The following is a 26520-nucleotide window of genomic DNA, read 5'->3' on the forward strand; positions in this document are numbered from 1 at the left end:
ATGCAACAAACACGAAAATTAGAGCTATGGGTTGGGACTTTTGTGGCGGCTGGAGTTATTGCCATACTATTGATGATATTTAAAGTTGCCAATGTGACGGGTATGGGCTCAGGTGCCACTTATAATTTAAATGCTTATTTTGACAATATAGGCAGCTTAAAAGTACGCTCTCCAGTAAAAATTGGTGGTGTAGTTGTTGGGCGAGTGAGTGATATTTCGTTGGATAAAGAGAATTACACGCCTGTTGTGACATTAGCAATAGAAAAACAGTATGGTTATTTTCCTGATACATCTAGCGCGACTATTCTAACTTCAGGGCTTATTGGTGAGCAATACATAGGTTTTGTTCCTGGCTTTGTTGATGAAGATATCGATATGCTAGAAGATGGGGATATTATTGAAGATACAAAATCGGCACTGGTACTGGAAGATTTGATTGGCCAGATGTTGTATAAAGTGAACGATTCAGGAGAGGAGTAACGAGATGAACTGGTTACGTAAATCGATAAGCATGATGGGGTTGATTGCCCTTACTTTATCATCCGCGTCTTTTGCACAAGAAGTAGATAAAACTAAACCTTATGAGATGATAGAAGTTGTTGCAGATAACTTATTTAGCCGTTTAAAAGCGGAGAAGGTTCAAATAGAAGAGAACCCAGATCAATTAAAAGTCGTGGTTGCAGAAGAGCTAATGCCTTATGTCAATCACCGTTATGCCGCATTGAAATTGTTAGGGTCACATTTAAAAAGCAAAGATACTAAGAAAGAAGACGTGAACGCATTTATTGATGCCTTTCACGATTACTTAATTGCTTCTTATGCGCAAGTTCTAACGCTTTACGTTGATCAATCTGTAGAGTTTGAAAACAAGAAAGAAATTGATGCTAAAAAACGTATTATCGGCATTAATGTCGATGTGATTGATCCTCCAAAACCAAATATCAATATTGAGTTTAAGCTGAGAAAGAATAAGAAAACCAATGAATGGCTCGCCTACGATATGATTGCTGAAGGGATTAGCTTACTTTCTAGCAAGCAGTCAGAGTGGAATGGGCAGATTCGTAACGAAGGTATTCCTTATGTTGCTAAAGAGCTTTCTCGTCTTTCTCGACAACCTATTCGTATTGAAGGACGTCAGTAATGGCATCGGTAAAATGGTGGATAGAAGAATCTAACCTTTTTATTGATGGTGAGTTAACAAGAGAAACCGTTCCTCTACTTTGGCAAGAGATGCAGCAGTGGCAACCTGAAATAAATTCGGTTGAACTCTCTCTTAAAGAGGCAAAAAGAGTGGATTCTGCAGGAATGGTATTGTTAATTCACTTAATTCAACATGCAAAAATTTCAAACTGTCATATAATGCTCAGCTTCGTGCCTGATCAACTGAAGATGTTGTTTCAGCTAAGCAACATAGAAAGCATGATGGTTGATCATATACAAAATTAGGCAGGCTTAATTGTGGAAAGTGTAGAAGTAAAAGAAATACTAGTTAACGCATTGGAACTACAAGAGATTATTGTTAAAGGTGAAGGCAGTCAGTTTGAAGTGATTGCTGTTGATCCTTGTTTTGCTGAATTGAACCGAGTGAAAAAACAACAATTAATTTACGCTCCTCTGATGGAATACATTCAGAGAAATGATATTCATGCCGTCTCAATCAAAGCGTTTACTCCAGAAGAGTGGGCTCGCGATAAAAAACTGATGTCGCTATAAGGTTTTTAATGGAAAAGTTTAGAGTAAAAGGTTCTAGCACTCCACTGACAGGTGAAGTGACCATTGGCGGTGCAAAAAATGCAGCACTGCCTATTTTATTTGCCGCAATATTAGCGGAAGAACCTGTAGAAGTTTCGAATGTACCCAAATTAAAAGATATTGATACAACCATGGAGTTGTTGAAGCGTTTGGGTGCAAAAGTTGAGCGCAATGGTTCGGTCCATGTAGATAGCAGTGAAATCTCAGAGCTATGTGCCCCTTATGATTTAGTTAAAACCATGAGAGCATCAATATGGGCTTTAGGGCCTTTAGTTGCTCGATTTGGTAAAGGGCAAGTGTCACTGCCTGGTGGTTGTGCTATTGGTGCTAGACCTGTGGATTTGCATATTCATGGTTTAGAGCAGCTTGGTGCCACAATCACGCTTGATGAAGGGTATGTAAAAGCAGAAGTTGATGGACGTCTGAAAGGCGCTCATATTGTTATGGATAAAGTCAGTGTTGGCGCAACCATTACCATTATGTGTGCTGCAACGCTTGCGGAAGGCAAGACAGTACTGGATAACGCAGCTCGCGAACCTGAAATTGAAGACACTGCAAATTTTTTAAACACTCTTGGTGCCAAAATTACAGGAGCTGGAACCGACACGATTACTATTGAAGGTGTTGAACGCCTTAGTGGTGGTAAGCATACTGTGGTTGCTGATCGTATCGAAACCGGAACGTTCTTGGTTGCCGCAGCAGTATCTGGCGGTAAAATTACCTGTAAGAATACGCAATCACATCTTCTAGAAGCGGTACTGGCGAAATTAGAAGAGGCTGGGGCACTTATTGAGCTAGGCGATGATTGGATTAGCTTAGACATGACAGGTAGAGAGCTAAAAGCGGTCACGGTTCGTACTGCTCCTCATCCAGGTTTTCCTACCGACATGCAAGCGCAATTTACCTTGCTGAATATGATGTCTAAAGGTGGAGGCTTAATTACCGAAACCATTTTTGAAAATCGCTTTATGCATGTGCCTGAGCTACAGCGTATGGGCGCTAAAGCAGAAGTTGAAGGCAACAGTGTTATTTGTGGTGATGTTGATAGCTTAAGCGCTGCGCAAGTGATGGCAACTGACTTACGTGCGTCGGCGAGCCTTGTTATTGCAGGTTGTATAGCAAAAGGTGAGACGATTGTTGACCGTATTTACCATATTGACCGTGGCTATGAAAAAATCGAAGACAAGTTATCTCAGCTTGGTGCAAATATAGAACGATTTAGAGAGTCGGATTGATGATAGCGTTTTTACGATTAGTCGCGTTGGCAATATTTGCAGTTGTTATGTTTATTTTCGGCTGTGGTTATAGCCTATTAACACCAAGAAACCCTAAATTGGTGTTTATCATTGGCCGTCAGTTTAGCCGTATGGCCAAGATATTTGGTTTTACTCTAGAGTTACGATTTCCTGACGATGTCTATGATAGAGGGCAGCATCTCTATATTGCTAACCATCAGAATACTTGGGATCTCTTCACAATCTCTGCGGCAGTAACACCAAAAGTTGTAACTGTTGGCAAAAAAAGTCTGGTTTGGATTCCGTTATTTGGCCAGCTGTATTGGTTGACGGGAAACATATTAATAGACAGATTTAATCGTTCTAAAGCCAAAGGCACTATCGATCAAGTTGTTGATACAATGAAAGAGAGTGACGTTTCCGTTTGGATGTTTCCTGAAGGAACTCGCTCCCGTGGTCGTGGACTTTTGCCATTTAAAACGGGTGCATTCCATGCTGCAATCGGTGCAAATCTATCAATCATCCCAATAGTCTGCAGCACAACTCAGAACAAGTTGAGCTTAAATAGTTGGGACAATGGGCATGTTATAGTAGAAATGCTACCCCCAGTAAGTACCGAAGGGTATGAGAAGGGGGACGTAAGAAAACTTGCGGAACTCTGCCGAGAACAGATGAAGAACAAGCTAGAAGAGCTAGACGCTGAAGTGGATGCACGTAAAGCTAAGAAAGCGAAATAACTTAATCGCAAACAAAAAAGCACTGAATGTTCAGTGCTTTTTTTATGTTTAAATGATCTCGAGTTGAGATTAATTTAGGTTAGTTAATACTTACATACCTTGTCTAACTGCAATCGCTTCGATTTCAATTTTTACATCTTTAGGTAAGCGAGCGACTTCAACACACGAGCGTGCGGGATAATTAGCGACCTGATGCTCATCAAAAAAAGCACCGTAAACCTCATTTACAGTGGCAAAATCATTGAGATCTTTAACAAACACCGTCATTTTTACGATGTCCTTTACTTGTAATCCTGCTGACTCTACTACGGCTTTTACATTATCTAGAGATTGTCGAGCCTGCTTAGCAACCTCTTCTGATACCACTTCTCCTGTTGACGGGATCACTGGGATTTGACCAGAAGTCATAATGATATTACCAAGGTCTACGCCTTGAACGTAAGGACCGATGGCAGCAGGAGCTTGCTCGGTATGGAGAACTTTTGTCATTATTTATCCTTATTTAATGATATGACCTGAGCTAAGTTTTTGCCTGATATGTCATCAGGCTTATACAAATAAAAAGCCAAAAAATAGTAACTATCTTTTGGCTTTAGTGTGCATTTTTAGCAATTTGGGGTCAATAGCTTTACACAGGAACACCTAAGCGCTGACGTACAATAGCTTCACACGCGTCTATGCGGTTAATATCTTTAGGTGCAACCATAACTGTGTCATTACCACCTACCGTTCCAAGTATTTCCTGATGTGGTTGCATATCAATAATTCTGGCAACTAGCTGGGCGCAACCAGGGTGAGTACGAACAACGACAAGCAATTGGTTGTGAGTAATAAATTCAATTTGAGACGAAATGGCAGAGTCAACTTGTACGCCTTCGTTTTCAATGGTTAAACAGTAGACTTTTTTACCGTAAGCGTTAGGAACTTTTGCAACACCTAAACGGGTTAATATTCTTGATACCGTCGATTGACTAACATCAATAAACCCCATTGCAATTAGCGCTTTTCTTAGGTCATCTTGGGTGGTAAAGCTACGTTGTTGCAACAAACGTTTGCAAGCCGCGGTGATATTTTCATCTTGTGAGATGTCGAGCGTGCTTGAGTTACTGAAATCATTCACAGTGAACTCCTTAAGTTCTTGAAGTAATAGAAACTCAATGTCCTTTTGTAACTTGTCCTATTTTAATCACAATTATCCAGTCGGAGCAGATCGTAATTAACGTATAAAAATGAATAATGAGAATATATCTATCTATTTGTTATATATTGCATTTAATTCAAAATATGCAAGCATCTTAGCAGTAACAAGACATTGATTATTTGACCTTTATCACCAAATAATAAACTGATAATTGCATAAAAATTGGTATAAAAATGCAATTCTTATGCAATAAAATAGCGACTTTACCCAGTAGGGTGGGGGTGATTATAGACTATTGATAGATGTTGCAATGGGTTAGCGTGAATATGCAAAACCATTGATACGGTTTGTTATGCTATTTTGGCGAGTTGAGGCATGAAAACGGATGTCAAAAAACCGCTAAATAGTAGCGGTTTTTTGTGTTGAGTTAATTAGCTAAGTCAGGTCAGTACGCCCTTGTCTGCGCTGGCTAACCGTGAAAGGAGATACTCATCCATCCATTGCCTTTGCTTGAATTAAACTCATTGATGCCACCTTTTATTTCTCTTTCGCATAGGATGCTAGCGACGCTCAGTCACAACTTCGCGTGAGAAGACTTTTTCACAGTATTTGCACTTTAGCTGTACATCTTCTTTTTTGGTGATGACATTAAAGCTGCTGTCTACCGGCTCTCCATGAGAGATGCAGTTTGAATTTGGACATTCAAATACCGCTTCAATTTTTTCTGGTAGTGTTAACGCCAGTTTCTTGGTTACTTCATAATTTTCAATCTGGTTTACCGTTGCTTTTGGCGCATAAAGAGCCAGTTGGCTGGCTTGTTCTTCGGTGATATAGACATTTTCTATCTTGATTAAGTCTTTTGCACCTAGAGCAGAAGAAGGCAAGTTTAGCCCTATCGTTATGCGCTGATTGCTTTTATGCATCTTAAACAGCTTAAGTACTTTGATGCCAATATTGGCAGGAATATGGTCGATAACTGAGCCGTTATTAATTGCTTCAACTTGCAGTTGTGTTTTATTCACCATGATGTCATTCCTCTCTTATAGTTCTTTGTTTAGTACTAGGGCCAATAGAGCTTCACGCGCGTATACGCCATTTTCAGCTTGTTGGAAGTAATAGGCGTGTTTAGTTTTATCTACATCAGTGGCAATTTCATCCACACGAGGAAGAGGGTGAAGGATTTTTAAATTATCTTTTGCGTCAGTAAGTTGCTCAGCAGCAAGAATAAAGGCTGACTTGATATGAGCATACTCTGATTCGTCGAAGCGCTCTTTTTGCACTCGAGTCATATAAAGCACATCCAATTCAGGAATGACGGATGACATGTCTTGGTGCAAGCTATATGGGATTGATGCGTCATCCAACTCTTCACAGATATAGTCAGGCATTGCTAAGGCGTCCGGCGCGATGAAGAAGAAGCGGTTGTTGTCAAACTTTGCCAATGCTTGCGTTAGGGAGTGGACAGTTCTGCCGTACTTTAGGTCACCCACTAGAGCAATATTCAGGTTATCTAATCGTCCTTGTGTTTCATAAATGGAGAAGAGATCCAGTAAGGTTTGCGTTGGGTGCTGGTTAGCTCCGTCGCCGCCATTTATCACGGGAGCACCATTGGAGAACTCAGACGCTAATCTGGCTGCTCCTTCTTGTGGGTGGCGCATAACGAATGCATCCACATAAGATGAGATGACTTGCACTGAGTCTGCCAGCGTTTCTCCTTTCTTCGCTAGTGAGGTATTGCCACCATTATCAAAGCCTATAATAGTGCCACCTAAACGTTGCACTGCTGTTTCAAATGATAAACGTGTACGAGTTGATGGCTCAAAGAAACAACTTGCAACGACTTTGTTTTTAAGTAGTTCTGGATTAGGGTCAACTTTTAATTTCCCAGCAGTAGTAACAATAAGTTCTAGCTCTTCACGACTTAGCTCTGGTATTGAGATAATGTGCTTGTTAAACAGCGAAACTGTCATGGCTATCTTCCCTCTTCAATTGACGTACAGAAGTACGAATTCTGGACAAAAAAAAGCCCCCTAATTAAGGAGGCTTTTATAAAAATAGAAAAAATAGAAAATAAGTCGAATGCCGATATATTACGGCGGTGAATCAGTTTTTGTAAAACCAATAAGCTCATTTCTATCTCTCTCTAGACAAATTGCGAAGGATTATACGCTCTATTTTTGTGAGCGCAAGCGATTACGTTGGTTTTTTGAAAAATAATTCTAAGGGTGAGAATGATGATTTTTATGCGTGTGGTTTACTATGTGGGTGAGAGGTTTTCTGCTGCTGTTAAAAAATAAAAGCGCCAGCAATAATGCTGACGCTTTAACTGATTGACTAAAACTAATGCTTACAATACGAGTATGTGAGCACTGTTAGGGCAATTACTGACCTAAAGTTGCAACCATAACAGCTTTGATTGTGTGCATACGGTTTTCAGCTTCGTCGAATACGATAGAGTGCTTAGACTCTACAACTTCATCCGTTACTTCAACACCGTCTTTAAGCATTGGGTATTCTTGAGCAAGTTCTTTACCTACAGTAGTGTCTTCACCGTGGAATGCAGGTAGGCAGTGCATGAATTTAACATGTGGGTTGCCTGTTGCTTTAAGCATGTCCATGTTTACTTGGTAAGGTAGCATCATGTTGATACGCTCTGCCCATGCTTCTTTTGCTTCACCCATTGATACCCAAACATCAGTGTATAGGTAGTCACAACCTGCAACGCCTTCTTTAACGTCTTCAGTTAGAGTGATTTTTGCGCCAGTTTCTTCTGCAATAGCAAGACACTGTGCAACAAGCTCTTCTTCAGGCCAGAATGCTTTAGGAGCAACTAGACGAATGTCCATGCCCATTTTAGCTGCGCCAACCATTAGTGAGTTACCCATGTTGTTACGAGCATCACCTAGGTATGCGAACTTCATTTCGTGAAGTTGCTTGCCACGGCCGTGTTCCATCATAGTTAGGAAGTCAGCTAGGATTTGAGTTGGGTGGAACTCATCAGTTAGACCATTCCATACAGGAACACCAGCGTGTGCGCCTAGCTCTTCAACGATCTCTTGACCAAAACCACGGTACTCGATGCCGTCATACATACGGCCTAGAACGCGTGCAGTATCTTTCATTGACTCTTTGTGACCAATTTGAGAACCAGATGGGCCTAAATATGTCACTTTAGCGCCTTGGTCAAATGCAGCAACTTCGAATGCACAGCGAGTACGAGTTGATGATTTTTCAAAGATAAGTGCGATGTTTTTGCCAGTTAAACGAGGTTGCTCGTAACCGTTGTATTTTGCTTTTTTCAGTTCCGCAGAAAGATCCAACATGTGTTGAATTTCACGTGGAGTAAAGTCAAGTAGTTTAAGGAAGTTACGGTTACGTAGGTTGAAAGCCATGTTTGTATCCTCTAAATAAATTTGTTTTGCTTGGTTATCATTGCGTAATGTTGCGATGATAACCAGCCATGTTGTCTAATGTGTAACGTCAATGGAATAAAAGTGAATAACTATGCTTTTATTCTGCAATAATATTTGTTCCTGCTTCACCTTTCAAGATGCGTAGGCCATCTTGTAGTGAACCAATACCAACCAGCTTACCACCTTGGTTAACAAATTCGCATGATGCATCAATTTTTGGTCCCATAGAACCTGCATCAAATTCAAATTTAGCTAACTCGGCTGGTGTCGTTTTGCTTAGTGCATTTTGAGTTGGTTTGCCCCAATCAAGATAAACCGCATCTGCATCCGTTAGGATAAGTAGTGCATCAGCTTCTAGTTGCTTCGCTAAGAATGCAGCAGACATATCTTTATCGATTACCGCTTCAACACCAATTAATTTGCCTTCTTCAAGCTTAACTGGAATACCGCCACCACCAGTACAGATAACTAGGTGATCACGTTCGATTAGTGCTGTGATTGCATCGTCTTCTACGATACCAGTCGGTAATGGACTCGGAACTACGCGACGGAAGTGTTGACCGTCAGGCTTAATTGTCCACTGATATTTTTCTGCCATTTCGCGAGCTTCGGCTTCTTCATAGATAGGGCCGATAGGTTTCGTTGGGTCAGCAAATGCAGGATCTTTAGGATCGACAGTCATTTGCGTCAACATGCAGGTAACATCTTTTTGTGGAAGGATGTTTTTAAGTTCTTGCATTAGCATATAGCCAATCATACCTTGGGTTTCACTACCCAAAACATCCAGTGGGTATGGACTTACTTTTTTGTATTCCAGACCTTGCAGAGCGAGTAAACCAACTTGTGGGCCATTGCCGTGAACAAGTACAACATTATACTCTTCTGCAATTGCAGCGATGGTTTCGGCTGCTGTTGCAATATTTTTACGCTGCGTGTCTGCTTCTAGTGGCTCACCACGACGAAGAAGCGCATTTCCGCCAAGCGCAACAACTACAGTTTGCTTAGTCATAACTTTGTCTCTCTTGAATTCTTTGGTATGTCGCTGGCAATAGTGTTATTGCCAGCGGATTTTATTAAGCGGATTACGATTAGATTCCGTCACGCTCAATTGGGCAGCTCATGCAGCGAGCGCCACCACGACCACGGCCTAGTTCATCACCTGGGATAGGAAGAACAGTGATGCCAGCTTTGTCGTATTTTTCGTTAGTGTATACGTTACGCTCGTAACCAATAACCACACCTGGTTTAACAGTAAGAACGTTGTTCGCGTCGTTCCATTGCTCACGCTCAGCTTCAAAGCTATCACCACCAGTAGTGATTAGGTTTAGCTTGTCTACACCTAGTGCTTTTTCAATCGCTGTAACGAAGTAACCTTCTTCTTTCACATTTACTGTGCCAGATTCGTCACCTGTTAAGCTCCAGCACTTAACGTCTTTACGGATAACTTCAGGGTAGATAGAGAATGTATCTTCACGCATGTGAGTCATTACTGTATCTAAGTGCATGCAAGAACGGTGCTTAGGAAGTTCCATTGCAATAACTTGTTTCGCTTGACCGTGTTTAAATAGGCCAGCTGCTAGTTGTTCAACACCCTGTGGAGTTGTACGCTCAGACATACCGATAAGTACGCTATCGCGACCAATAACCAATACATCACCACCTTCGATTGTCGAGTAATCGTAGCTTCTCTCTTCGTCGCCAAAGTACTTGATAAAGTCTTGGCCAGCGAAGGTTGGGTGCCAGCGGTAGATAGCGCGAACATGGTTTGTTTCACGTTGACGAGCTTCTTTTGCCATTGGGTTAATTGAAACACCGCCGTATACCCAGCAAGATGTATCACGAGTAAATAGGTGGTTAGGTAGTGGTTTGATGATGAAATCGTTGTCAGCATGAATGCCACGCATCATTGAAGATGAAGGTAGAGGCATTTCAGCGTAACTTAGACCACCTAAAAGAATAGAAGCAAGCTCTGAGTTAGTTTGGTCATTTAGGAAACAACGTACGTCATTTGCAAAACGTGGACCGAAACGGTAGTCAGATACTTGAGTTGATAGTAACCATTCCTTGGCTTCTGGTACTTCTAATGTCTCTGCAAGTAGATCGTGTAGAAGTAGAACCTCAACACCTTGATCTCGTAGAGTATTAGCAAAAACATCATGTTCTTTACCAGCTTGCTCTACCGCTAATACGTCATCAAATAAAAGATCGTGACAGTTTGACGGTGTTAGGTGCGTAAGTGCACGCTCTGGACGGTGAAGAAGAACGCGACGTAACTGACCTATTTCAGAGCCAACGTAGAAATTACTCATGATTCTATCTCTCTATATCAATGCTAATGTTAATTAGTCTTTCTAATCAATTTAACAGAGGAATTAAATGTATTTTAAAATTAATCTTCTGTTTCTCGTTGGAGTTAATATTACGACTTGGGGAATATTAAACTAAGACATAGATCACATAAGATTTAAACTTCTTAATCTAGAGAATAATTATAAAAGTGGGTTTTTTATTCTTATGTAATTTTATTGTTTCTGGAATTCGTATGTTGAAAAAAAGCATTTATAGTCACGTAAGTCATTGATAATAAACTGTTGAATATATATTCGTGGAATAATATTCACTAATGGTTTTTTTACTGTTAATGAATGAAATCAAAAATATGCACTTTATCTGTTTGACTATATGAATATTGATTAAATATGGACTTTAAAATGGAATTAAAACTTTACGATATGTGACTAGTATCATCTTTTTACCTCAGCCTGACATATTGGTTATTGTTTTGTTAAATACGTTAGATATGTTTTTAAAGTGAATGGATAATTAAATTTATAGTTAATTTTATTGCAATTATATTCAATGAATAATATCAGTGAATTAATTGATTATCTATTGGGTTAGCGATATATGCTTAATACCTTAAGCATTATTCTCGTCTACATCAGTGATGCGATGTTTAAGCGTCATCGCTTTGTTACTAACGGAATAAAGTAAATATTGATAACGGTACAATGAATGAAGCTTATTGCTTGAGCGAAGAGTTAAGTGGTTGGCTTTGGCGGTTAGTACTGGCTGAAGGTGAATGGCTTGTAACAAGAACCGTCATTGAATGAAGTAAGTAAGATAGTGATTATTACAGGTTGATTAAAGATGAGTTTATTCATTTATGCAGAGAGTATTTTCTAGCGATAAAAAAACCGCCATTACGGCGGTTTTTTTTGTATCAAATGGCAATTAAAGGATTGCACCAATACTTAGCATACCCATGATTAGAACAGTTAGCATTCCAACTAGAGGCATTACCCATTTAACCCAGCGTACATATGGTACACGAGCGATGGCTAGACCACCCATTACAACAGCAGATGTTGGTGTCAATAGGTTAACAATACCAGATGCAGATTGGTAAGCAGTCACTACTAGGTCACGACCAACACCAGCGAAGTCAGCAAGTGGAGCCATGATAGGCATAGTCAATACCGCCAGACCAGATGAAGAAGGTACTAAGAAAGATAGTAAAATTTCTAACCAGTACATTACGTTGATGAACATGATAGAAGATAGGCCAGTTACAATATGCTCAGCAGAGTTCAAAATTGTATCTGTGATCATGCCGCGGTCCATAATAACTACGATACCACGAGCAATACCAATGATTAATGCAACGCCTAGTAGGTCTCTAGCACCATCAATAAAGCTAGTTACAAAATCTTCTTCGCTCATACGAGCAACCAAGCCAATGATGATTGTTGCGCCAAGGAACATTGCAGAAATTTCTGCCATCCACCAGCCTGCAACAGCAACACCGTAGATCATGATACCGAATGCTGCACCAAATAGGCAAAGAATCAGTTTACGAGTACCTGTGAACTCTAAAGATTCACCCGCGTTTTCACCTAGGAAGTGAGCTTTGTTTTCTTCGTACTTATCAAAAACGATAGATTTAGTTTTGTCTGCGCGAACCATTTTTGCATAACGCATAACATAGCCAACACAAAGAACCCAACCGATAACCAGAATACCGATACGAAGAGCCATACCTGTAGTAAATGGAATACCTGCTGCATTCGCCGCAATTACAGTAGCAAATGGGTTGATTGTTGAACCAAGAGTACCAATACCAGCACCAAGTAGAACGGTTGCTGCCGCTACAACTGGGTCAAAACGAGCTGCCATCATAACTGGAACAAGTAGGGTATAGAATGGTAGTGATTCTTCAGCCATACCGTAAACAGTACCGCCGGCAGCAAATAGTGCCATCAATATTGGTATCATTAACTCTTCTCGCCCTTCTAAGCGATGAGTTACTCTTTCGATACCCGCATCAATTGCGCCTGTCTTAGTTACTAACCCTAAGAAGCCACCAATGATTAGGATAAATAGTGATACGTCAATTGCTGCTGCTTCATAAGAGTTATGGTCATAGAAACCATCAATAGGAGCAAGAAGAACGTCGATAACACCTTGTGGGTTACTATCAACAGCTTTATATGTGCCAGCAATCGGTACTTCACGACCAAGATCTTCGTTCATCGCACGGTCATACTGGCCAGCTGGAACAATCCAAGTGAATAAAGCAACTATTGCGATTAGCGCAAATAGAATGGTGTAGGCTGAAGGAAATTTAAAATTGGCGAAAAAGCCTTTTTTTCCTTCGTTTTTTACGGTTTCAGTTGTCATGGTTATCTCCTTACACCCAAATCAATCATATATTTGGGGTGTGAAATAGCACGCTAAGTATTTCATTAGCGCAAAAGAGGACTCTAAGCAGGTGCTTAGAAAAAGGGTAAATTTGTAACGCTTGTCATTTATGATGAATTGAAAGTCTGTTTTATTTTCATAAACGCTTTGCACTCACTTGAGCAAATTAAAATAGTCATGAAATTTATCTCACCAATCGAAAAAGTATTTACTTTTTGCTCTAAGCTCGTAACCACAGTTTGGTTAATAACTTGATGGGTAGATATTAGGACTTAGTTGAATAGTGAACTTTGTGGTTCTTCACATTTTATGTGGTACAAAATATCTAAAAAAAATCTAAAGATAGTTGTTTGTGGGTAAGTCTTAATGAAATGTGGGTGAATATGTGTTTGTTACGTATTTGATCATTTGGAGATTATGCAGTTTTTTTACCAGTTCTTGCAAAATTCTTCATCAACAGGCCGTATTAACATGAAATCGAATAAAGTTTTATGCGGTAAGATTTACTGAGCTAACCATGTACTTGTCTGCTAGTTCTGAATAAAACGCAACTTTATGCAATTTATTTGATGGATAGTGAATAGAGAACTAAATGATGGATATTTGACTTGAATCAAACTCTTCCAAGTAGAAAAAACCACGACATCAGCATATTCGTGGTTTTTTAGTGTGATCTAGTGCGAGGTTACTGGCTTAATCCTCTATTAACTAGCGATTGTGCCAATACTTAGAAGGAGCATTATAACCACGGTTAATGTAATGAGTAGGGGGCCAATAAACTTTAACCAGGTTGAATAGCTGACTCGGCCGATGGCTAATCCACCCATGACAACACCTGAAGTTGGTGTGACCAAGTTGGGCAATCCAGAAGCTGACTGAAATGCCGTAACAACTAACTCTCTTCCTACTCCTGCAAAGTCTGCTAGTGGAGCTAAAATAGGCATAGATAGCACGGCTAAACCGGAGGAAGATGGAATCACCAAACACATCACGACTTCTATCCAGTAAATGGCATTAATAAAGAGAATCTGCGGGAGATCGGCTAGCAATCCTTCTGCATAATTTAGGATAGTGTGTGTGATATTACCGTTGTCCATTATGACCACTAAGCCACGAGCAATCGCAATAATAATGGCGACCCCAAGCAGATCTTTAGCTCCGTCAATAAAACTACGGGTTAACTCTTCTTCTGACAATTGACCAATAAGCCCCACAATAATACTCGATGCGATAAATAGAGCGGACAACTCTGCCATCCACCAGCCACCAACAGATACTCCCCAAATCATTAGTGCAAAAGAGAAGCCAAATATGGCTAAAATTAATTTTCGAACAGATGTCAGTTCAGGAGCGCTCTGTGCTTTGTTGTGCAAAAATATCCGTTCATTATCGAGCTTTTGATGGTACACAACTGAGCATGATGGATCTTGTTTAACTTTCTCTGCGTAGCGCATTACGTAGTAAACACAAATTATCCATCCAATAAGAAGTATCGCTATTCTTAGCCAAATACCTTCCATAAAGTTTACTTCGGCCGCGTTTGAGGCAATAACGGTAGCAAACGGGTTAATTGTTGAACCTAGACAACCAATTCCTGCTCCAATCATGATGATGGCGACAGCAACTATCGAGTCATACCCTGCGGCAATCATGACGGGAATAAGAAGGGCATAAAATGGGATCGTCTCTTCCGCCATACCGTAGACGGTGCCTCCTAACGCAAATAATCCCATCAAAATTGGAATCATCCATTTTTCTCTACCATGTAACTTGTTCATAGTTGCAGATATACCTGCATCTATTGCCCCGGTTCGGGTCACAACGGCCAAATAGCCACCGATAATTAAAACAAAAAGTGCAACGTCAATTGCTCGAGCTGCGTAACTCGAGGGGTCATAGAACCCTTGTATAGGTGCCATGATGATATCAATAACAGTTTGAGGGTTGGTTTCTACAGAGTGATAAGAACCCACAACAGGGACCATACGGCCTAAAGCTTGGTTCTCTTCCATCTGATATTGTCCGGCGGGAATTAACCATGTTAATGCTGCCATCAAAACGGTGAGTATCATTAAAATCGTATAAGCAGAAGGAAATTTTAGTTTTTTCATTGGATAATCCTAAGGTAATTTCGATATGAAATGCATTAGTTAGGGTCTGTTGGTCTTATAGCTGTTGCCTTGTATTAAGTGGCAACAGACCTTAGGTAACTAGGCGACGTAATCTTTTATTTCCTGAAGTGACATGTCTTTTAGCCCCATTTTTTCTAAAGTTCGGCCATGGATAAAATAGTCTGTATCGTTATATGCGCTATTTATGTGTAAGCATGAAGAGACGATGGGAGTTTCAACGCCAGCTAATTTACCAAGCTCAAAACAAGGAACTAATAAATAAGCGGCGTCTTCAGTGATGTATCGACTCTGTGCAGAATCTGGAGCACTGTTGAGTTTTCCATGGGTTTCTGAAGTACGGTTTATTTCATATACGCTATTGCAGTTCATCGCATAAAGGGCATTCATGGCATTAAGCTCGCTTTGCAAGTTCAACCCTAATGCATTGCCTACCGCTAAGCGCTCTTTGTCCATAACCGCAGCAGCCTTAGCAGTGGAAACGGAACAACAGTCTTTGTAGTAGTTGAAATTGCCACTGAAGTTTTCCAGCAGCCCAATATTTAATGTCGTTAGTAAAGGATGTCCTCCAAAGTTGATATTCTCTAATCCAGCACAGAGGACATTTTCAAGAGAGGTTAACGGAAGTGGCATGAATGGAGACAGTTTATCTATAACTGCATCGATTCTATCGGAAGGAAAAGTCGCAATAGGTAAGAACTCTTTTATTCCTAGAATTGCGATCTTGGCAGGTTCAACGATACGCGTTGCCCAAGGTATAGATATAGCATCGACGAAAGTAATGTCTAAGTTGCCGTAACCTTGCTCATTTTTTATTTTGTTGAGAACCAGAGAACCATAATTTCCGGGCATTAACACTATGATTTGCCCATCTTTAAGATGGGGCAACATATCGATAAACAGAGGTTCTTGAGCAAATGAAGGGACAGGTAAAACGAGAATATCTGAATATTCAACGGCATCTTTAATTTCCCGTGTAGTCTTTTCTATGGCTCTATGACCAGAGAAACACAGTGGTACGTCATTATACGACGCTAACGCTTCTATTCCACCGTTCTGCTCTATATCAATAAGCGGTTGATCAAAACCTTTAGAGCCAAATAAACAGACCTTAGAACCTTGATATGAAAAATGATAAGCCGCCGTTAAGCCTGCATTACCAGAGCCAATAACTGAAATATGTGTCGTCATTACTTTTCCTTTTACGCCAGAGTGTTTTTTTAGCCTAAAAGGGGGGGAATTGAATGAACAATGCTCTGTCAACAAAGCAGTATGTGGTTTGGTTATACTGAAATGCAGGTTATGTTTAACCTGTTGAATATTATTGCTATTTTTTGTTGTTTTTTATTATTGTTAGTCCGCGTTACTTGTGAGGTGGCGCAATATCATCAGATAAATTTCTTATTGCCGATATCTTTAACTCTATTCCTAAGTCATTTGCTAATAATACAAATTGTTCTATAAATTGTTCTGAATATCTGTGAATGGGACGTAGTGCGGGGTAGAGAATATCGAACTGAAAAGTGAGATTAAATGCTAATGGTCGCATGACGACACTACTATGTTCACTCGCCATAATCGCGGTAAAAGGATCGGTAATAGTTAAGCCCACTCCCTCTCTTACTAAAGCGGCAGCTGTATTCGCTAAGGATACTTCAACTTGCTCAACGGTATTTAGATTATATCTCCGAAATAAATTATCTAGGTGTCGTTGATTATTGTCTTTTTCATGCCTGATCAGTCGTTGTTCCGCTATATCTACAACATCAATGATCTTTTTTTGAGAAAGAGCAAAGGACGCAGGGATTAAACAGACGCATTGGCATTCAATACGTTGAGCTAACACTCCTGCTATTGGTTCATTGACCAAGGCAAAGCCTATATCGGTAGTTTGGCTCTGTATTTGACGTATAACCTCTTCTGAGCGATAGGTTTTAAAGCTCACTTTTAGCTGTGGTGCATGCTGTATTAGTGTTGCTAAAATTCTAGGCAAGAAGGCATTGGATAGTAGTGGCATTGCGGCAATGTTTAGAGATCCAAAGTGTCCCTGTTTTATGGCATTGGCAGAACATGTTAAACCTGACACCACATCGAACACTTTCGCTACTTCTAAATAAAAAGCTTGTCCCTCATCACTTAGAGTTAAACTGTTTCTTGTACGGTTAAATAACTGAAAGCCAATTTGTTCTTCCAGTCCGGACAATAGTCGGCTGACTGCGGGTTGGCTGATACTTAGTTGATCAGATGCCGCTGTAACGGTTTTGCATTCTACTATTGCTCTGAATGCATTCAATTGAGAGAGTTTAATGTTGCTTGCCAAAGATTACATAACCTCTGTGTATGAGAAAGGTGCAAGCTAACAGAAATACTCTCTTTTTTTTTCGAGTGGAAATACATTACTGAAAAATAAATGCCTGATAGGGCAATCTAAATCCCATCTCGTTCAATTGGGCAACTCATGCATCTTGCGCCACCTCGTCCTCGGCCTAGTTCATTACCTGGAATGGTCAGTACTTTAATGCCCGCTTTATCATACTTCTCATTGGTATAAATATTGCGCTCGTAGCCAATAACCACACCCGGTTTAACCGTTAGCACATTGTTGGCATCATTCCACTGTTCCCGTTCCGCTTCATAGCTGTTGCCACCAGTGGTTATTAACTTCAATTGGTCGATATTGAGAGCACTTTCAATCGCCGCCATATAGCTTGGCTTCTGTTCTACTTTCATCTCTTGGTTATTTTTGGGACTTAGGCGCCATGTTTCTAAGTTTTGATTAATGATCTCTGGGTATACAGAGAAAGTATCGATGTCCATATGGGTCATGACGGTATCAAGATGCATACAAGAACGGTGCTTAGGCAAATTCAGTGCAATCACTTCCTTCGCTTGACCAGATTTGAACAGCGAGGCGGCAAAGTTTTCTACCCCTTGTGGTGTGGTTCGTTCTGACATACCGATAAGTACTGCGCCTTTACCTATCACCAGTACGTCGCCACCTTCGATTGTTGAGTTGTCATAATGACGGTCGTCGTTACCAAAGTAGTTAATAAAAGGTTGCTCTGCGAAAATCGGGTGCCAACGATAGATGGCACGCAAATGGTTTGTTTCTCGCTGTCGAGCGGCTTTCATCATAGGATTGAGAGATACGCCACCATAAACCCAGCAAGAGGTGTCTCTAGTAAATAGATGATTCGGTAGTGGTTCAATAACAAAGTCGAGAGGACGGTGCATTTTTGGCAGCATAGAGTTGGACTGAATCGGCAGCTCAGAATAGGCTAAACCTCCGAGTAGGATTGTGGCCAATGATTCATTGGTCATTTCTGCCAGATAATGTCTTAAATCGCTGGCAAAAGTAGGCCCAAATCGATAATCAGATATTTGATTGGTTAGCAGCCACTCTTTTGCTTGTTCAACTTCAAGCGTTTCAACCAGTAGGTTATGTAGCAGCAGAACATCGACACCTTGTGATACCAATGTTTTGGCAAAGATATCGTGCTCTTCTCCTGCCGCCTCTACCGCTAACACATCATCAAACAGAAGTTCTTGGCAATTTGAAGGAGTAAGGTGAGTTAATGCTCTTTCTGGCCTATTTAACAGTACACGTTTTAACTGACCGACTTCCGACCCAACATATAAACGATTCATTATTTATCCTAACCTCTATTTAATGTGCCTCTCTTTATATATGGCAAGCTTGCTGCAAATATGCAAACTGGTGGAATAGTGATAATAACTAAGAAGGTAAGAAGTTTTAGTCTACTACTCTAACTTTGTGCTTTTTTAGTGATTGTAGTGGAGTTTTATAATGAAAAATACAAAGGTGGGATTTGAGTTATTATGCAAATTCATAACAACAATGAAGATCTAGAAAAGATTTTAAGCTGTTGTTTATAAATGAATTAATCCTATCTTTGATGTGGTTCGGTCATGTGTGATTGGTTAATTGTGGTAACCATCCACTTTTAGTGAATGACAAAACGGCGAAGGCAACATGATTTTGTTCTGAATTGCGGAGTGCCTTAATGAAAGGCTATTTTTCGAAGTTCTGACGTGGAGCCGTCGTCTGCTCTTTATAGACATGCTCGTACTATAATAGAAGGATGATCAATGATGATCATTTTGAAAAATCCTCAACAAGTAGATCAATAAAAGCCGCTTTTTTGCTATGCTATCTGCGATTGCTGGTGGCATTTCAAATAAAAGCATGCCATATTCACGGCGATCTTTTTTCCTCAATTGTTATCCGGAGTACACACATGTCTCATGAAGATGAATATCTATCTGTAGAAGAGTTATTGGCGATCCAAAAAGAAGAGACAAGGGCGATTATTGCTGCTCTGTTAGAAGATGGAAGTGATCCTGACTCTCTTTACGATATTGAGCATCATTTTTTTGCTGAGGATTTTGATAAGCTAGAAAAAGCCGTGGTTGAAGCATTTAAACTGGGTTTTGAAGTTTTAGAAGCGGAAGAGACAGAGGATGAAGACGGCAACCGTTTGTTGTGCTGCGATGCCACTATGGAATCTGCGTTAGATGCTAAACTTATCGATGAGCAAGTTGAAAAACTGGTTAATCTAGCTGAAAAATACGACATTATTTATGATGGTTGGGGCACTTTCTATGAAGGTGAGGATGCCGTTTATGAAGAAGAAGGTGAAGAAGAAGAGTAAAGCGTATCCCTCTTCTATAATATCTTGAAAAAGTGATAATTGATTAACAAACTTACTCAGTAGTTTCGGTTATGGTAGCTATGACATATACCGTATGATAATTCTAATAAAATGTTATTTTTACAATATTTTAACTAAACTATCAGTATGCTAGGCCGATACAGTCTTTTAGATGTAACTAAAAGTTAAATTTACTTAATGTATAGAGGTTTGTGATGCAATTATCGCTTATTCAGCGCATTGTACTGGGGTTTGCCGTCGTTACTTTGTTTGTGATAGCAATCAGTACATCGTCATATTTATCTCAAGTTAAAATGTCAGCTCAACTTGAGCTTACCGCTTCCACGCTTACAGGTCTTCTCGACCGTTCTAATACCCTTAGCCAACATTTGCAAAACGTTAATCGTTCAATGTTAGTACATGCTAATAGCGAGCAAGAATCTCGTCGTACAGAGCTTAGATCGGCATTTACTCAAGCTAAACAATCTTATCTGGATACGGTGTCTGTTTTTCAAAAAGATCTAGCGGCTTATCCAAATCTATTAGATCAACTGAATAAACTGGAAGAGGATGCTGGTAACCTGCTGGTTAAGGCGACAGAGCATTTGGCTGTGCACGATAAGAGGGTGGCAGCTAGAGCACTGTCTGCAGCAGAACTCAACGCTTTTGATGGCGAGTGGATTTTTTTCCAGCAAGATTTAAATGATCTTATCGCCGATGCAAAAAGTGACTCGATGCAGCAGGCTGCATGGGATTTAGAGTTTATTCTTACTCAAGGTCAAGGTGCGGAAGGGTATCTGCAAAAAGTTTTGGCGGTGGTTAAAGAGGATGAAGTTACCGCGCTTAAGAAAGAGCTAGCGTCTTATCTTGACCGGTTTTCTGAAAAAGCGGAGCGAGTAATAAAAGAAGTTCCTTACAGTGAAGAGAATATTAGCTTCTATCATGGCTTGTTAACCCAAGCTATTGCCAATGACAATGGCTTGCTACAACAGCACTTACAGTTTATTGCTTTAAATGAACAAAGCACCCGAATGCTTGGTGAAATAGCGCGAGATATGGATACGATTATCGCCGAGTCAAACGGTATTATTGCTGATATTCGAAACTTATCCCAGCAAGCATTAGAGAACGCAGAAGCAGAATCAAGCCGTTCTTTATCTATTAATTTTATCCTTGCACTTGTCTCCATTATTGTTGCGATTGTCGTGACGATTACGGTTGTACGTTCAATTAAACAGCCTTTAAACGTTATTATGCAGGCAATAGACAAGCTTGCTAATGGCGACCTAACTCATAGAATTAATGTGAGTTTTCATTCTGAATTAGGAATGATTGCAGATAATATTAATGACTTTAGCGGAAAACTGAGTGAGCTAATTAAACAGATTCACCAATCTTCAGATACGGTCAGTAATGTTGCCAATGATAGCTTCAATATGAGTCAAAAAACCAGTGAAGAGGTCAACCATCAACGTCGTCAAACAGATTCAATCGCAACGGCAGTGACGGAAATGGAGCATGCGGTCAATGAAGTGGCGGCTCATGCCTCTGATACCAGTAATGAAGTTGATATGGTGACAGGTCTCGCACATTCCAATATGGAAAATATGCAGAAGAACCTCCGCTTTGTAAGACGATTGCAAGAGTCTCTAGATGAAGCGACGCAAGTGATCACTCAGCTCTCTTCTGAGTCGAACCAAATTGGTGAAATCCTGACGGTTATTCAGTCTATATCTGAGCAAACTAACTTGTTAGCACTGAATGCGGCTATTGAGGCGGCTAGAGCCGGTGAGCATGGACGAGGCTTTGCGGTTGTGGCCGATGAAGTTCGTTCTTTGGCAACCCGTACTCAACAATCTGCTAATGAGATTGGCGATATGATTGGTAGCTTGCAAAATAAAGCAGAGCAAGCGGTGGAGATCGTAAGTAACAACTTAGAGCATGCAGAGCAGTCTGTAAAACAGACCAATGAGACCAATGAGTCGTTGCAAACCATGTCAGCCAGCTTAGCGCATATTAATGATATGAGCCGCTCTATCGCCACAGCATCAGAGCAACAGAGTGCCGTTGCTAAAGAGGTTGCACAAAATATTGTCGGTATTTCAGATATGACATTAAATATTGCTAATGATGCAGAAGATGCGGCACGCAATAGTGAATCACTCAATCGTTTATCCACAGAGCAAGCGGAGCTTATCTCGCAGTTTAAAACAGACAAGTAGTTTTGTACTGCCTCTGGTTAATCTGATGTAAGGTCAGAAATCGTCAGCGGTATAGCAAGTTTGATGAAAACCAGTGGTCATAGGCCGCTGGTTTTTTTTTGCTTGATTGATTGAGTCAGGCTAGCTGTTCGTTTGCGGGTTGTGTTTTACTATGAAAGTTATCTATAATGGCAAAAATTGATCTACCTCAATAAATTTATGCAATTATCTCTCGCTGGTCAGTGGCAATTATCACCTCTTACTGATTTATCTATTCCTCAAGATGACATCTATTTTCCAGCCCCCTTAAGTGATGTTTTACCTTCACAGCTTTCAGAGCAACAAATTGTTGATCAAGAATGGCATTTGATGCACGACATCGAAGTCGATGAAGCGATGCTTGCTTACCCTGTTGTGAACCTTATGGTGGGAGGGATCGACTACTTTGCTGAGGTAAGGTTAAATGGCGAAGCGATATTCGACTGTGATGGCAGCGAAGTCAGTTACAAGAAAGATGTAAAGCAGTACCTTCAATTGGGTCGAAACCGCTTTGAAATCTTGTTTTTGGAACAAGAGGAGGATTGGTTATTAGACGATGATATCTGTATGTTAGGGGACAGTTTACCTAAGCAAAGAGATAAAAGGTTAGGGGTTTGGCAAGCACCATGGCTGCATTTTGTGCGTAACGTTAGCCTAGATTATATTTCCACCGAACAGATTTGGCATCACGGTGGGGGATGTGAGTTTAAAGTGGATCTCTTTTATCAGGTTTTTTCTCCCGGATTGGTTTCAGCTACCATTAAGTTTAACGGGATGAGTTATCAGATACCATTAGATACCCGTACCAATACGGCGAGTGCACTTTTCCAAGTGGATGCTCCGCGTTTTACCGACAATCAAGAGCGACAATATTTTTATCTATTAGAGGTGGAACTGGGAGAGCAAAAGCAGATGCATCAGGTGAGCTTAATGCCAGACAAATCTGCCCAGCACTTCCCCGTTTAAAGAGGTTTTAACATTCGGATTTCACAGTCGCAATGACCTGTGCTGCCCATTGCATGTTCTATTTGTTGAAAGCCCAGAGCCTTGTAGAGAGAAATTGCTTCTTTTAGGTCGGCGGTCGTCTCTAAATAACAGTGTTTATATCCCTGTTGCTTCGCATATTGAAAACACATTTGAGCCAATTTTTTTGCCAGCCCTTTTCCTCGTAGTACTGGCAAAAGGTACATTTTTTGTAGTTCACAAGTTGCCTCTTCACCTTGTAGAGGGGCAATACCTGCGCCACCAAGCACCTTGCCATTTTGCTCTATGACCCAATAGTGAGCCTTTGCTGTTTGATAAACTTGATAAAGGTTATCAAGAGTGGGGTCGCCAACGCTAAAGCCTTTGTCTTCTGTTAGTCCATACTCATAAGAGACTTGTCTGATTACCTGAGCAATGTCTGGGTTATCAGAAGGGGTAATTGATCTTATCTTAAAAAATGCCATTCAAGCCGCTCAAAGATTACAAATAGTAATAAGTAAACTATGAAACTACACCGCTTTGGTCAAGTAGTGAGAAGACAAAAAATAAAAAAGCCGACCCTATTCGCTAGGATCGGCTCAATACTATTGAACTAGATGATTATGGTTTTACAGCGCGGCGATGGTTCCTTGCTGCTCAGCCAGTTTAACCAGTGTTTCTTTGTAGCCATCCAGTTTTTCACGTTCTTTAGCAACCACGGCTTCAGGCGCTTTTGCTACAAACCCTTGGTTTGAAAGTTTGCCTTCAATGCGCTTGATTTCACCTTCGATCTTCTTCACTTCGCCGGTTAAACGAGCGAGTTCAGCATCTTTGTCTATCAAGCCTGCCATTGGAATCAATAGTTCAGACTTGCCAACTAATGCTGTTGCGCAGGCTGGTGTCTCTTCACCTTGTGCTAATACTTTTATTGTTTCAAGCTTCGCCAGAGACTGAATTACGGTAAGGTTCGCTTGCAGGCGTGCATTATCAGTAGAGTCAGCGGCTTTAAGCATAACATCGAGCGGTTTGCTTGGCGCGATGTCGTATTCTGCACGAAGGTTACGGATACTTGAGATAAAGGCTTTTACCCACTCGATATCAGCAATAGTACTTTCATCAAATTTGGCTTCTTCAAACTGAGGAAGAGCTTGATTCATGATGGTGTCACCTTCAACGCCATCAACCAACGGCTTAACACTTTGCCAGATGGACTCAGTGATGTATGGAAGGATTGGGTGAGCAAGACGCAAAGTCTTCTCAAGTACAGTAATTAGCGTGTGGCGTGTGGCGCGTTGTTGTGCTTCGCTGCCTTTCCATAGTACAGGTTTTGTTAACTCTAAATACCAGTCACAGAATTGGTTCCAGATAAATTCATAAATGGTATTCGCCGCCATATCTAAACGGTAGTTGTCGATATGAGCGTTAAACTCTTTAGCGGCCAGCTCAAACTGAGACTCGATCCATTTATCCGCAAGAGAAAACTCTAACTCTGCACCCTTGGTCATGCCACAGTCATGCTCTTCAGTGTTCATTAGAACATATCGGCTAGCATTCCATAGCTTGTTACAGAAGTTACGATAACCTTCAAGGCGTTTCATATCCCAGTTGATGTCACGGCCTGTTGAAGCCATTGCCGCAAGGGTAAATCGCAGCGCATCGGTTCCGTAAGGTTCGATACCGTTTTCAAATGTTTTACGAGTGTTTTTCTCAATTTTTGCAGCCAGTTTTGGTTGCATCATATTGCCACAGCGTTTTTCTACCAAAGATTCAAGATCGATACCATCAATCATATCGATTGGGTCCAGAACGTTTCCTTTGGATTTAGACATCTTGTCGCCATTTTCGTCACGGATAAGGCCAGTAACGTAAACGGTTTTAAATGGTACTTGTGGTTTGCCATTCTCATCTTTACAGAAGTGCATCGTCATCATGATCATACGAGCAACCCAGAAGAAGATGATGTCAAAGCCTGTAACCAAAACATCAGATGGGTGGAATGTTTTTAAATCGTCGGTGTTTTCTGGCCAGCCTTGTGTACCGAATGTCCAAAGAGCCGATGAGAACCAAGTATCAAGAACATCATCGTCTTGATTTAGTACCACGACAGGTGCAAGACCATGCTTCTCACGAACTTCTTCTTCTGTTCTGCCTACGTATACATTGCCATCATTGTCGTACCATGCTGGGATACGGTGACCCCACCAAAGTTGACGAGAGATACACCAATCTTGAATATCACGCATCCAAGAGAAATACATGTTCTCGTACTGTTTAGGAACGAACTGAATCTCACCATCTTCAACTGCTTTGGTTGCAGTCTCAGCAAGAGGAGCAGCACGAACGTACCATTGATCCGTTAGCATTGGTTCAATGACGACACCACCACGGTCACCATAAGGTACCGTAAGATCGTGATCTTTAATTTCTTCTAATAAACCCAGTTCATCAAACTCAGTCACAATGGTTTTACGAGCGGCAAAGCGCTCCAGACCTTGGTATTTTTCTGGAAGTTCTGCTGAGTAAGCTTCACTTGCTTCACCGTTGGTAGTGAATACTTCCGCGCTATGACGAATATCTGCATTGAAAGTTAAGATATTGATCATAGGCAGTTGATGACGCTTACCTACTTCGTAGTCATTGAAATCGTGGGCAGGAGTGATTTTTACACAACCGGTGCCTTTTTCCATGTCTGCGTGTTCGTCGCCAACAATTGGAATACGACGATTAACCACAGGAAGCAGAATCTCTTTACCAATAAGGTCTTTATAGCGAGGATCTTCTGGGTTAACCGCAACACCAGTGTCACCCAACATGGTTTCTGGACGAGTAGTTGCGACGACAATGTAGTCTTTGCCTTCTGCTGTTTTTATACCATCTGCTAATGGATAGCGGAAGTGCCACATATGGCCTTTCTTGTCTTTATTTTCAACTTCTAGATCAGAAATAGCAGTATGTAATTTAGGATCCCAGTTAACGAGACGCTTACCGCGATAAATCAAGTCATCTTCATACAGACGAACAAACACTTCTTGAACCGCATTTGATAAACCATCATCCATGGTAAAACGTTCACGATCCCAATCGACAGATGCGCCAAGACGACGAAGCTGTTTTGTGATGGTGCCGCCCGATTCGCCTTTCCATTCCCAAATCTTGTCAATAAAAGCATCACGACCATAATCGTGCTTGGTTTTGCCTTCTTCAGCCGCAATCTTACGCTCAACAACCATTTGTGTTGCGATACCTGCGTGGTCTGTACCTACTTGCCAAAGAGTGTTTTTGCCTTTCATGCGCTCTGCACGAATTAGCGTATCCATGATGGTGTCTTGGAACGCATGGCCCATATGCAGGCTGCCAGTGACATTTGGCGGTGGGATCATGATGCTATATGCGTCTTTTGATGTATCACCGTGTGGTTTGAAATAGCCTTTCTCTTCCCAAGTTTGGTATAGAGACTGTTCAATCGATGTTGGGTTATATGTCTTTTCCATAGCGCTCTTCTATCCTTTTTTTTCTATTGAACTTATCGCTTAGCC

At 40.8% G+C, this 26520-nt stretch carries 23 protein-coding genes; 9 read left to right on the top strand and 14 right to left on the bottom strand.

Features of this window, described 5'->3' with window-relative positions:
- The 6 genes from mlaD to CHJ_RS01625 are packed head-to-tail and all read left to right on the top strand — an operon-like array spanning window position 1 to window position 3724.
- Window positions 1-480 carry an outer membrane lipid asymmetry maintenance protein MlaD gene (mlaD, locus tag CHJ_RS01600; protein ID WP_317916697.1) on the top strand — a complete coding sequence of 160 codons (480 nt, stop codon included), beginning with the start codon at window positions 1-3 and terminating at the stop codon, window positions 478-480.
- A 4-nt stretch (window positions 481-484) separates the two neighbouring features.
- Entirely contained in the window at window positions 485-1141 is a 657-nt protein-coding gene (locus CHJ_RS01605; protein ID WP_171752402.1) for an ABC transporter substrate-binding protein, read from the top strand.
- Window positions 1141-1446 (top strand): lipid asymmetry maintenance protein MlaB, encoded by a 306-nt coding sequence (locus CHJ_RS01610; protein WP_171752401.1) that lies wholly within the window; start codon window positions 1141-1143, stop codon window positions 1444-1446. Before CHJ_RS01605 ends, CHJ_RS01610 begins: the two co-directional genes overlap by 1 nt.
- A 12-nt stretch (window positions 1447-1458) precedes the next feature.
- Window positions 1459-1713, top strand: coding sequence for a BolA family iron metabolism protein IbaG (gene ibaG, locus CHJ_RS01615; protein ID WP_171752400.1), 255 nt, complete (start codon window positions 1459-1461; stop codon window positions 1711-1713).
- Between the two features lie 8 nt (window positions 1714-1721).
- On the top strand, window positions 1722-2987 hold the full coding sequence (gene murA / locus CHJ_RS01620) for a UDP-N-acetylglucosamine 1-carboxyvinyltransferase (RefSeq protein ID WP_171752399.1): 1266 nt from the start codon (window positions 1722-1724) through the stop codon (window positions 2985-2987).
- Window positions 2987-3724 carry a 1-acylglycerol-3-phosphate O-acyltransferase gene (locus CHJ_RS01625; RefSeq protein ID WP_317916698.1) on the top strand — a complete coding sequence of 246 codons (738 nt, stop codon included), beginning with the start codon at window positions 2987-2989 and terminating at the stop codon, window positions 3722-3724. The genes murA and CHJ_RS01625 overlap by 1 nt, the downstream gene beginning before the upstream one ends.
- Before the next feature lie 90 nt (window positions 3725-3814).
- Here the strand turns inward: CHJ_RS01625 and CHJ_RS01630 are convergent, their stop codons facing one another.
- The 12 genes from CHJ_RS01630 to arcA (CHJ_RS01685) all read right to left on the bottom strand — a co-directional run bounded on the left by CHJ_RS01630 (window position 3815) and on the right by arcA (CHJ_RS01685) (window position 18756).
- Complete coding sequence (locus tag CHJ_RS01630; RefSeq protein ID WP_317916699.1) at window positions 3815-4213, bottom strand: RidA family protein; 399 nt, start codon at window positions 4211-4213, stop codon at window positions 3815-3817.
- A 139-nt stretch (window positions 4214-4352) separates the two neighbouring features.
- Entirely contained in the window at window positions 4353-4844 is a 492-nt protein-coding gene (locus tag CHJ_RS01635; protein WP_171752396.1) for an arginine repressor, read from the bottom strand.
- A gap of 581 nt (window positions 4845-5425) precedes the next feature.
- On the bottom strand, window positions 5426-5890 hold the full coding sequence (pyrI, locus tag CHJ_RS01640) for an aspartate carbamoyltransferase regulatory subunit (RefSeq protein ID WP_171752395.1): 465 nt from the start codon (window positions 5888-5890) through the stop codon (window positions 5426-5428).
- Window positions 5891-5905: 15 nt separating this feature from the next.
- Window positions 5906-6835 carry an aspartate carbamoyltransferase gene (gene pyrB / locus CHJ_RS01645; protein ID WP_171752394.1) on the bottom strand — a complete coding sequence of 310 codons (930 nt, stop codon included), beginning with the start codon at window positions 6833-6835 and terminating at the stop codon, window positions 5906-5908.
- 411 nt (window positions 6836-7246) lie between these two features.
- Entirely contained in the window at window positions 7247-8257 is a 1011-nt protein-coding gene (locus tag CHJ_RS01650) for an ornithine carbamoyltransferase (RefSeq protein WP_171752393.1), read from the bottom strand.
- Window positions 8258-8375: 118 nt separating this feature from the next.
- On the bottom strand, window positions 8376-9287 hold the full coding sequence (gene arcC / locus CHJ_RS01655) for a carbamate kinase (RefSeq protein WP_317916700.1): 912 nt from the start codon (window positions 9285-9287) through the stop codon (window positions 8376-8378).
- A 79-nt stretch (window positions 9288-9366) separates the two neighbouring features.
- Window positions 9367-10587 (bottom strand): arginine deiminase, encoded by a 1221-nt coding sequence (gene arcA / locus CHJ_RS01660; protein ID WP_171752391.1) that lies wholly within the window; start codon window positions 10585-10587, stop codon window positions 9367-9369.
- 925 nt (window positions 10588-11512) lie between these two features.
- The gene (locus CHJ_RS01665) at window positions 11513-12958 is read right to left on the bottom strand and encodes a YfcC family protein (RefSeq protein WP_171752390.1); all 1446 of its coding nucleotides are present in this window, start codon (window positions 12956-12958) and stop codon (window positions 11513-11515) included.
- 725 nt (window positions 12959-13683) lie between these two features.
- Window positions 13684-15090, bottom strand: coding sequence for a YfcC family protein (locus CHJ_RS01670; protein ID WP_317916701.1), 1407 nt, complete (start codon window positions 15088-15090; stop codon window positions 13684-13686).
- A 99-nt stretch (window positions 15091-15189) separates the two neighbouring features.
- A complete protein-coding gene (locus CHJ_RS01675) occupies window positions 15190-16299 on the bottom strand; it encodes an NAD/NADP-dependent octopine/nopaline dehydrogenase family protein (protein WP_317916702.1) in 1110 nt (369 codons plus the stop codon).
- A 172-nt stretch (window positions 16300-16471) separates the two neighbouring features.
- The gene (locus CHJ_RS01680) at window positions 16472-17416 is read right to left on the bottom strand and encodes a LysR family transcriptional regulator (protein ID WP_317918061.1); all 945 of its coding nucleotides are present in this window, start codon (window positions 17414-17416) and stop codon (window positions 16472-16474) included.
- A gap of 119 nt (window positions 17417-17535) precedes the next feature.
- Complete coding sequence (gene arcA, locus CHJ_RS01685; RefSeq protein ID WP_317916703.1) at window positions 17536-18756, bottom strand: arginine deiminase; 1221 nt, start codon at window positions 18754-18756, stop codon at window positions 17536-17538.
- 611 nt (window positions 18757-19367) lie between these two features.
- Between arcA (CHJ_RS01685) and rraB the strand changes: the two genes are divergently transcribed.
- The 3 genes from rraB (at window position 19368) to CHJ_RS01700 (ending at window position 22987) form a co-directional block, all read left to right on the top strand.
- A complete protein-coding gene (gene rraB, locus CHJ_RS01690; RefSeq protein WP_171752386.1) occupies window positions 19368-19781 on the top strand; it encodes a ribonuclease E inhibitor RraB in 414 nt (137 codons plus the stop codon).
- Between the two features lie 215 nt (window positions 19782-19996).
- On the top strand, window positions 19997-22003 hold the full coding sequence (locus CHJ_RS01695; protein WP_317916704.1) for a methyl-accepting chemotaxis protein: 2007 nt from the start codon (window positions 19997-19999) through the stop codon (window positions 22001-22003).
- Between the two features lie 198 nt (window positions 22004-22201).
- Complete coding sequence (locus CHJ_RS01700; RefSeq protein WP_317916705.1) at window positions 22202-22987, top strand: glycosyl hydrolase 2 galactose-binding domain-containing protein; 786 nt, start codon at window positions 22202-22204, stop codon at window positions 22985-22987.
- On the opposite strand, the gene CHJ_RS01705 is transcribed toward CHJ_RS01700, so the two are convergent.
- Together CHJ_RS01705 and CHJ_RS01710 are read right to left on the bottom strand one after the other, a co-directional pair.
- Complete coding sequence (locus tag CHJ_RS01705) at window positions 22984-23469, bottom strand: GNAT family N-acetyltransferase (protein ID WP_171752383.1); 486 nt, start codon at window positions 23467-23469, stop codon at window positions 22984-22986. The two genes, CHJ_RS01700 and CHJ_RS01705, sit on opposite strands and share 4 nt — an antisense overlap.
- Before the next feature lie 144 nt (window positions 23470-23613).
- A complete protein-coding gene (locus CHJ_RS01710) occupies window positions 23614-26475 on the bottom strand; it encodes a valine--tRNA ligase (RefSeq protein ID WP_317916706.1) in 2862 nt (953 codons plus the stop codon).
- Window positions 26476-26520 lie beyond the last annotated feature (45 nt).

Source organism: Vibrio sp. MACH09 (assembly GCF_033238805.1).
In the GTDB taxonomy this organism is placed as follows: domain Bacteria; phylum Pseudomonadota; class Gammaproteobacteria; order Enterobacterales; family Vibrionaceae; genus Vibrio.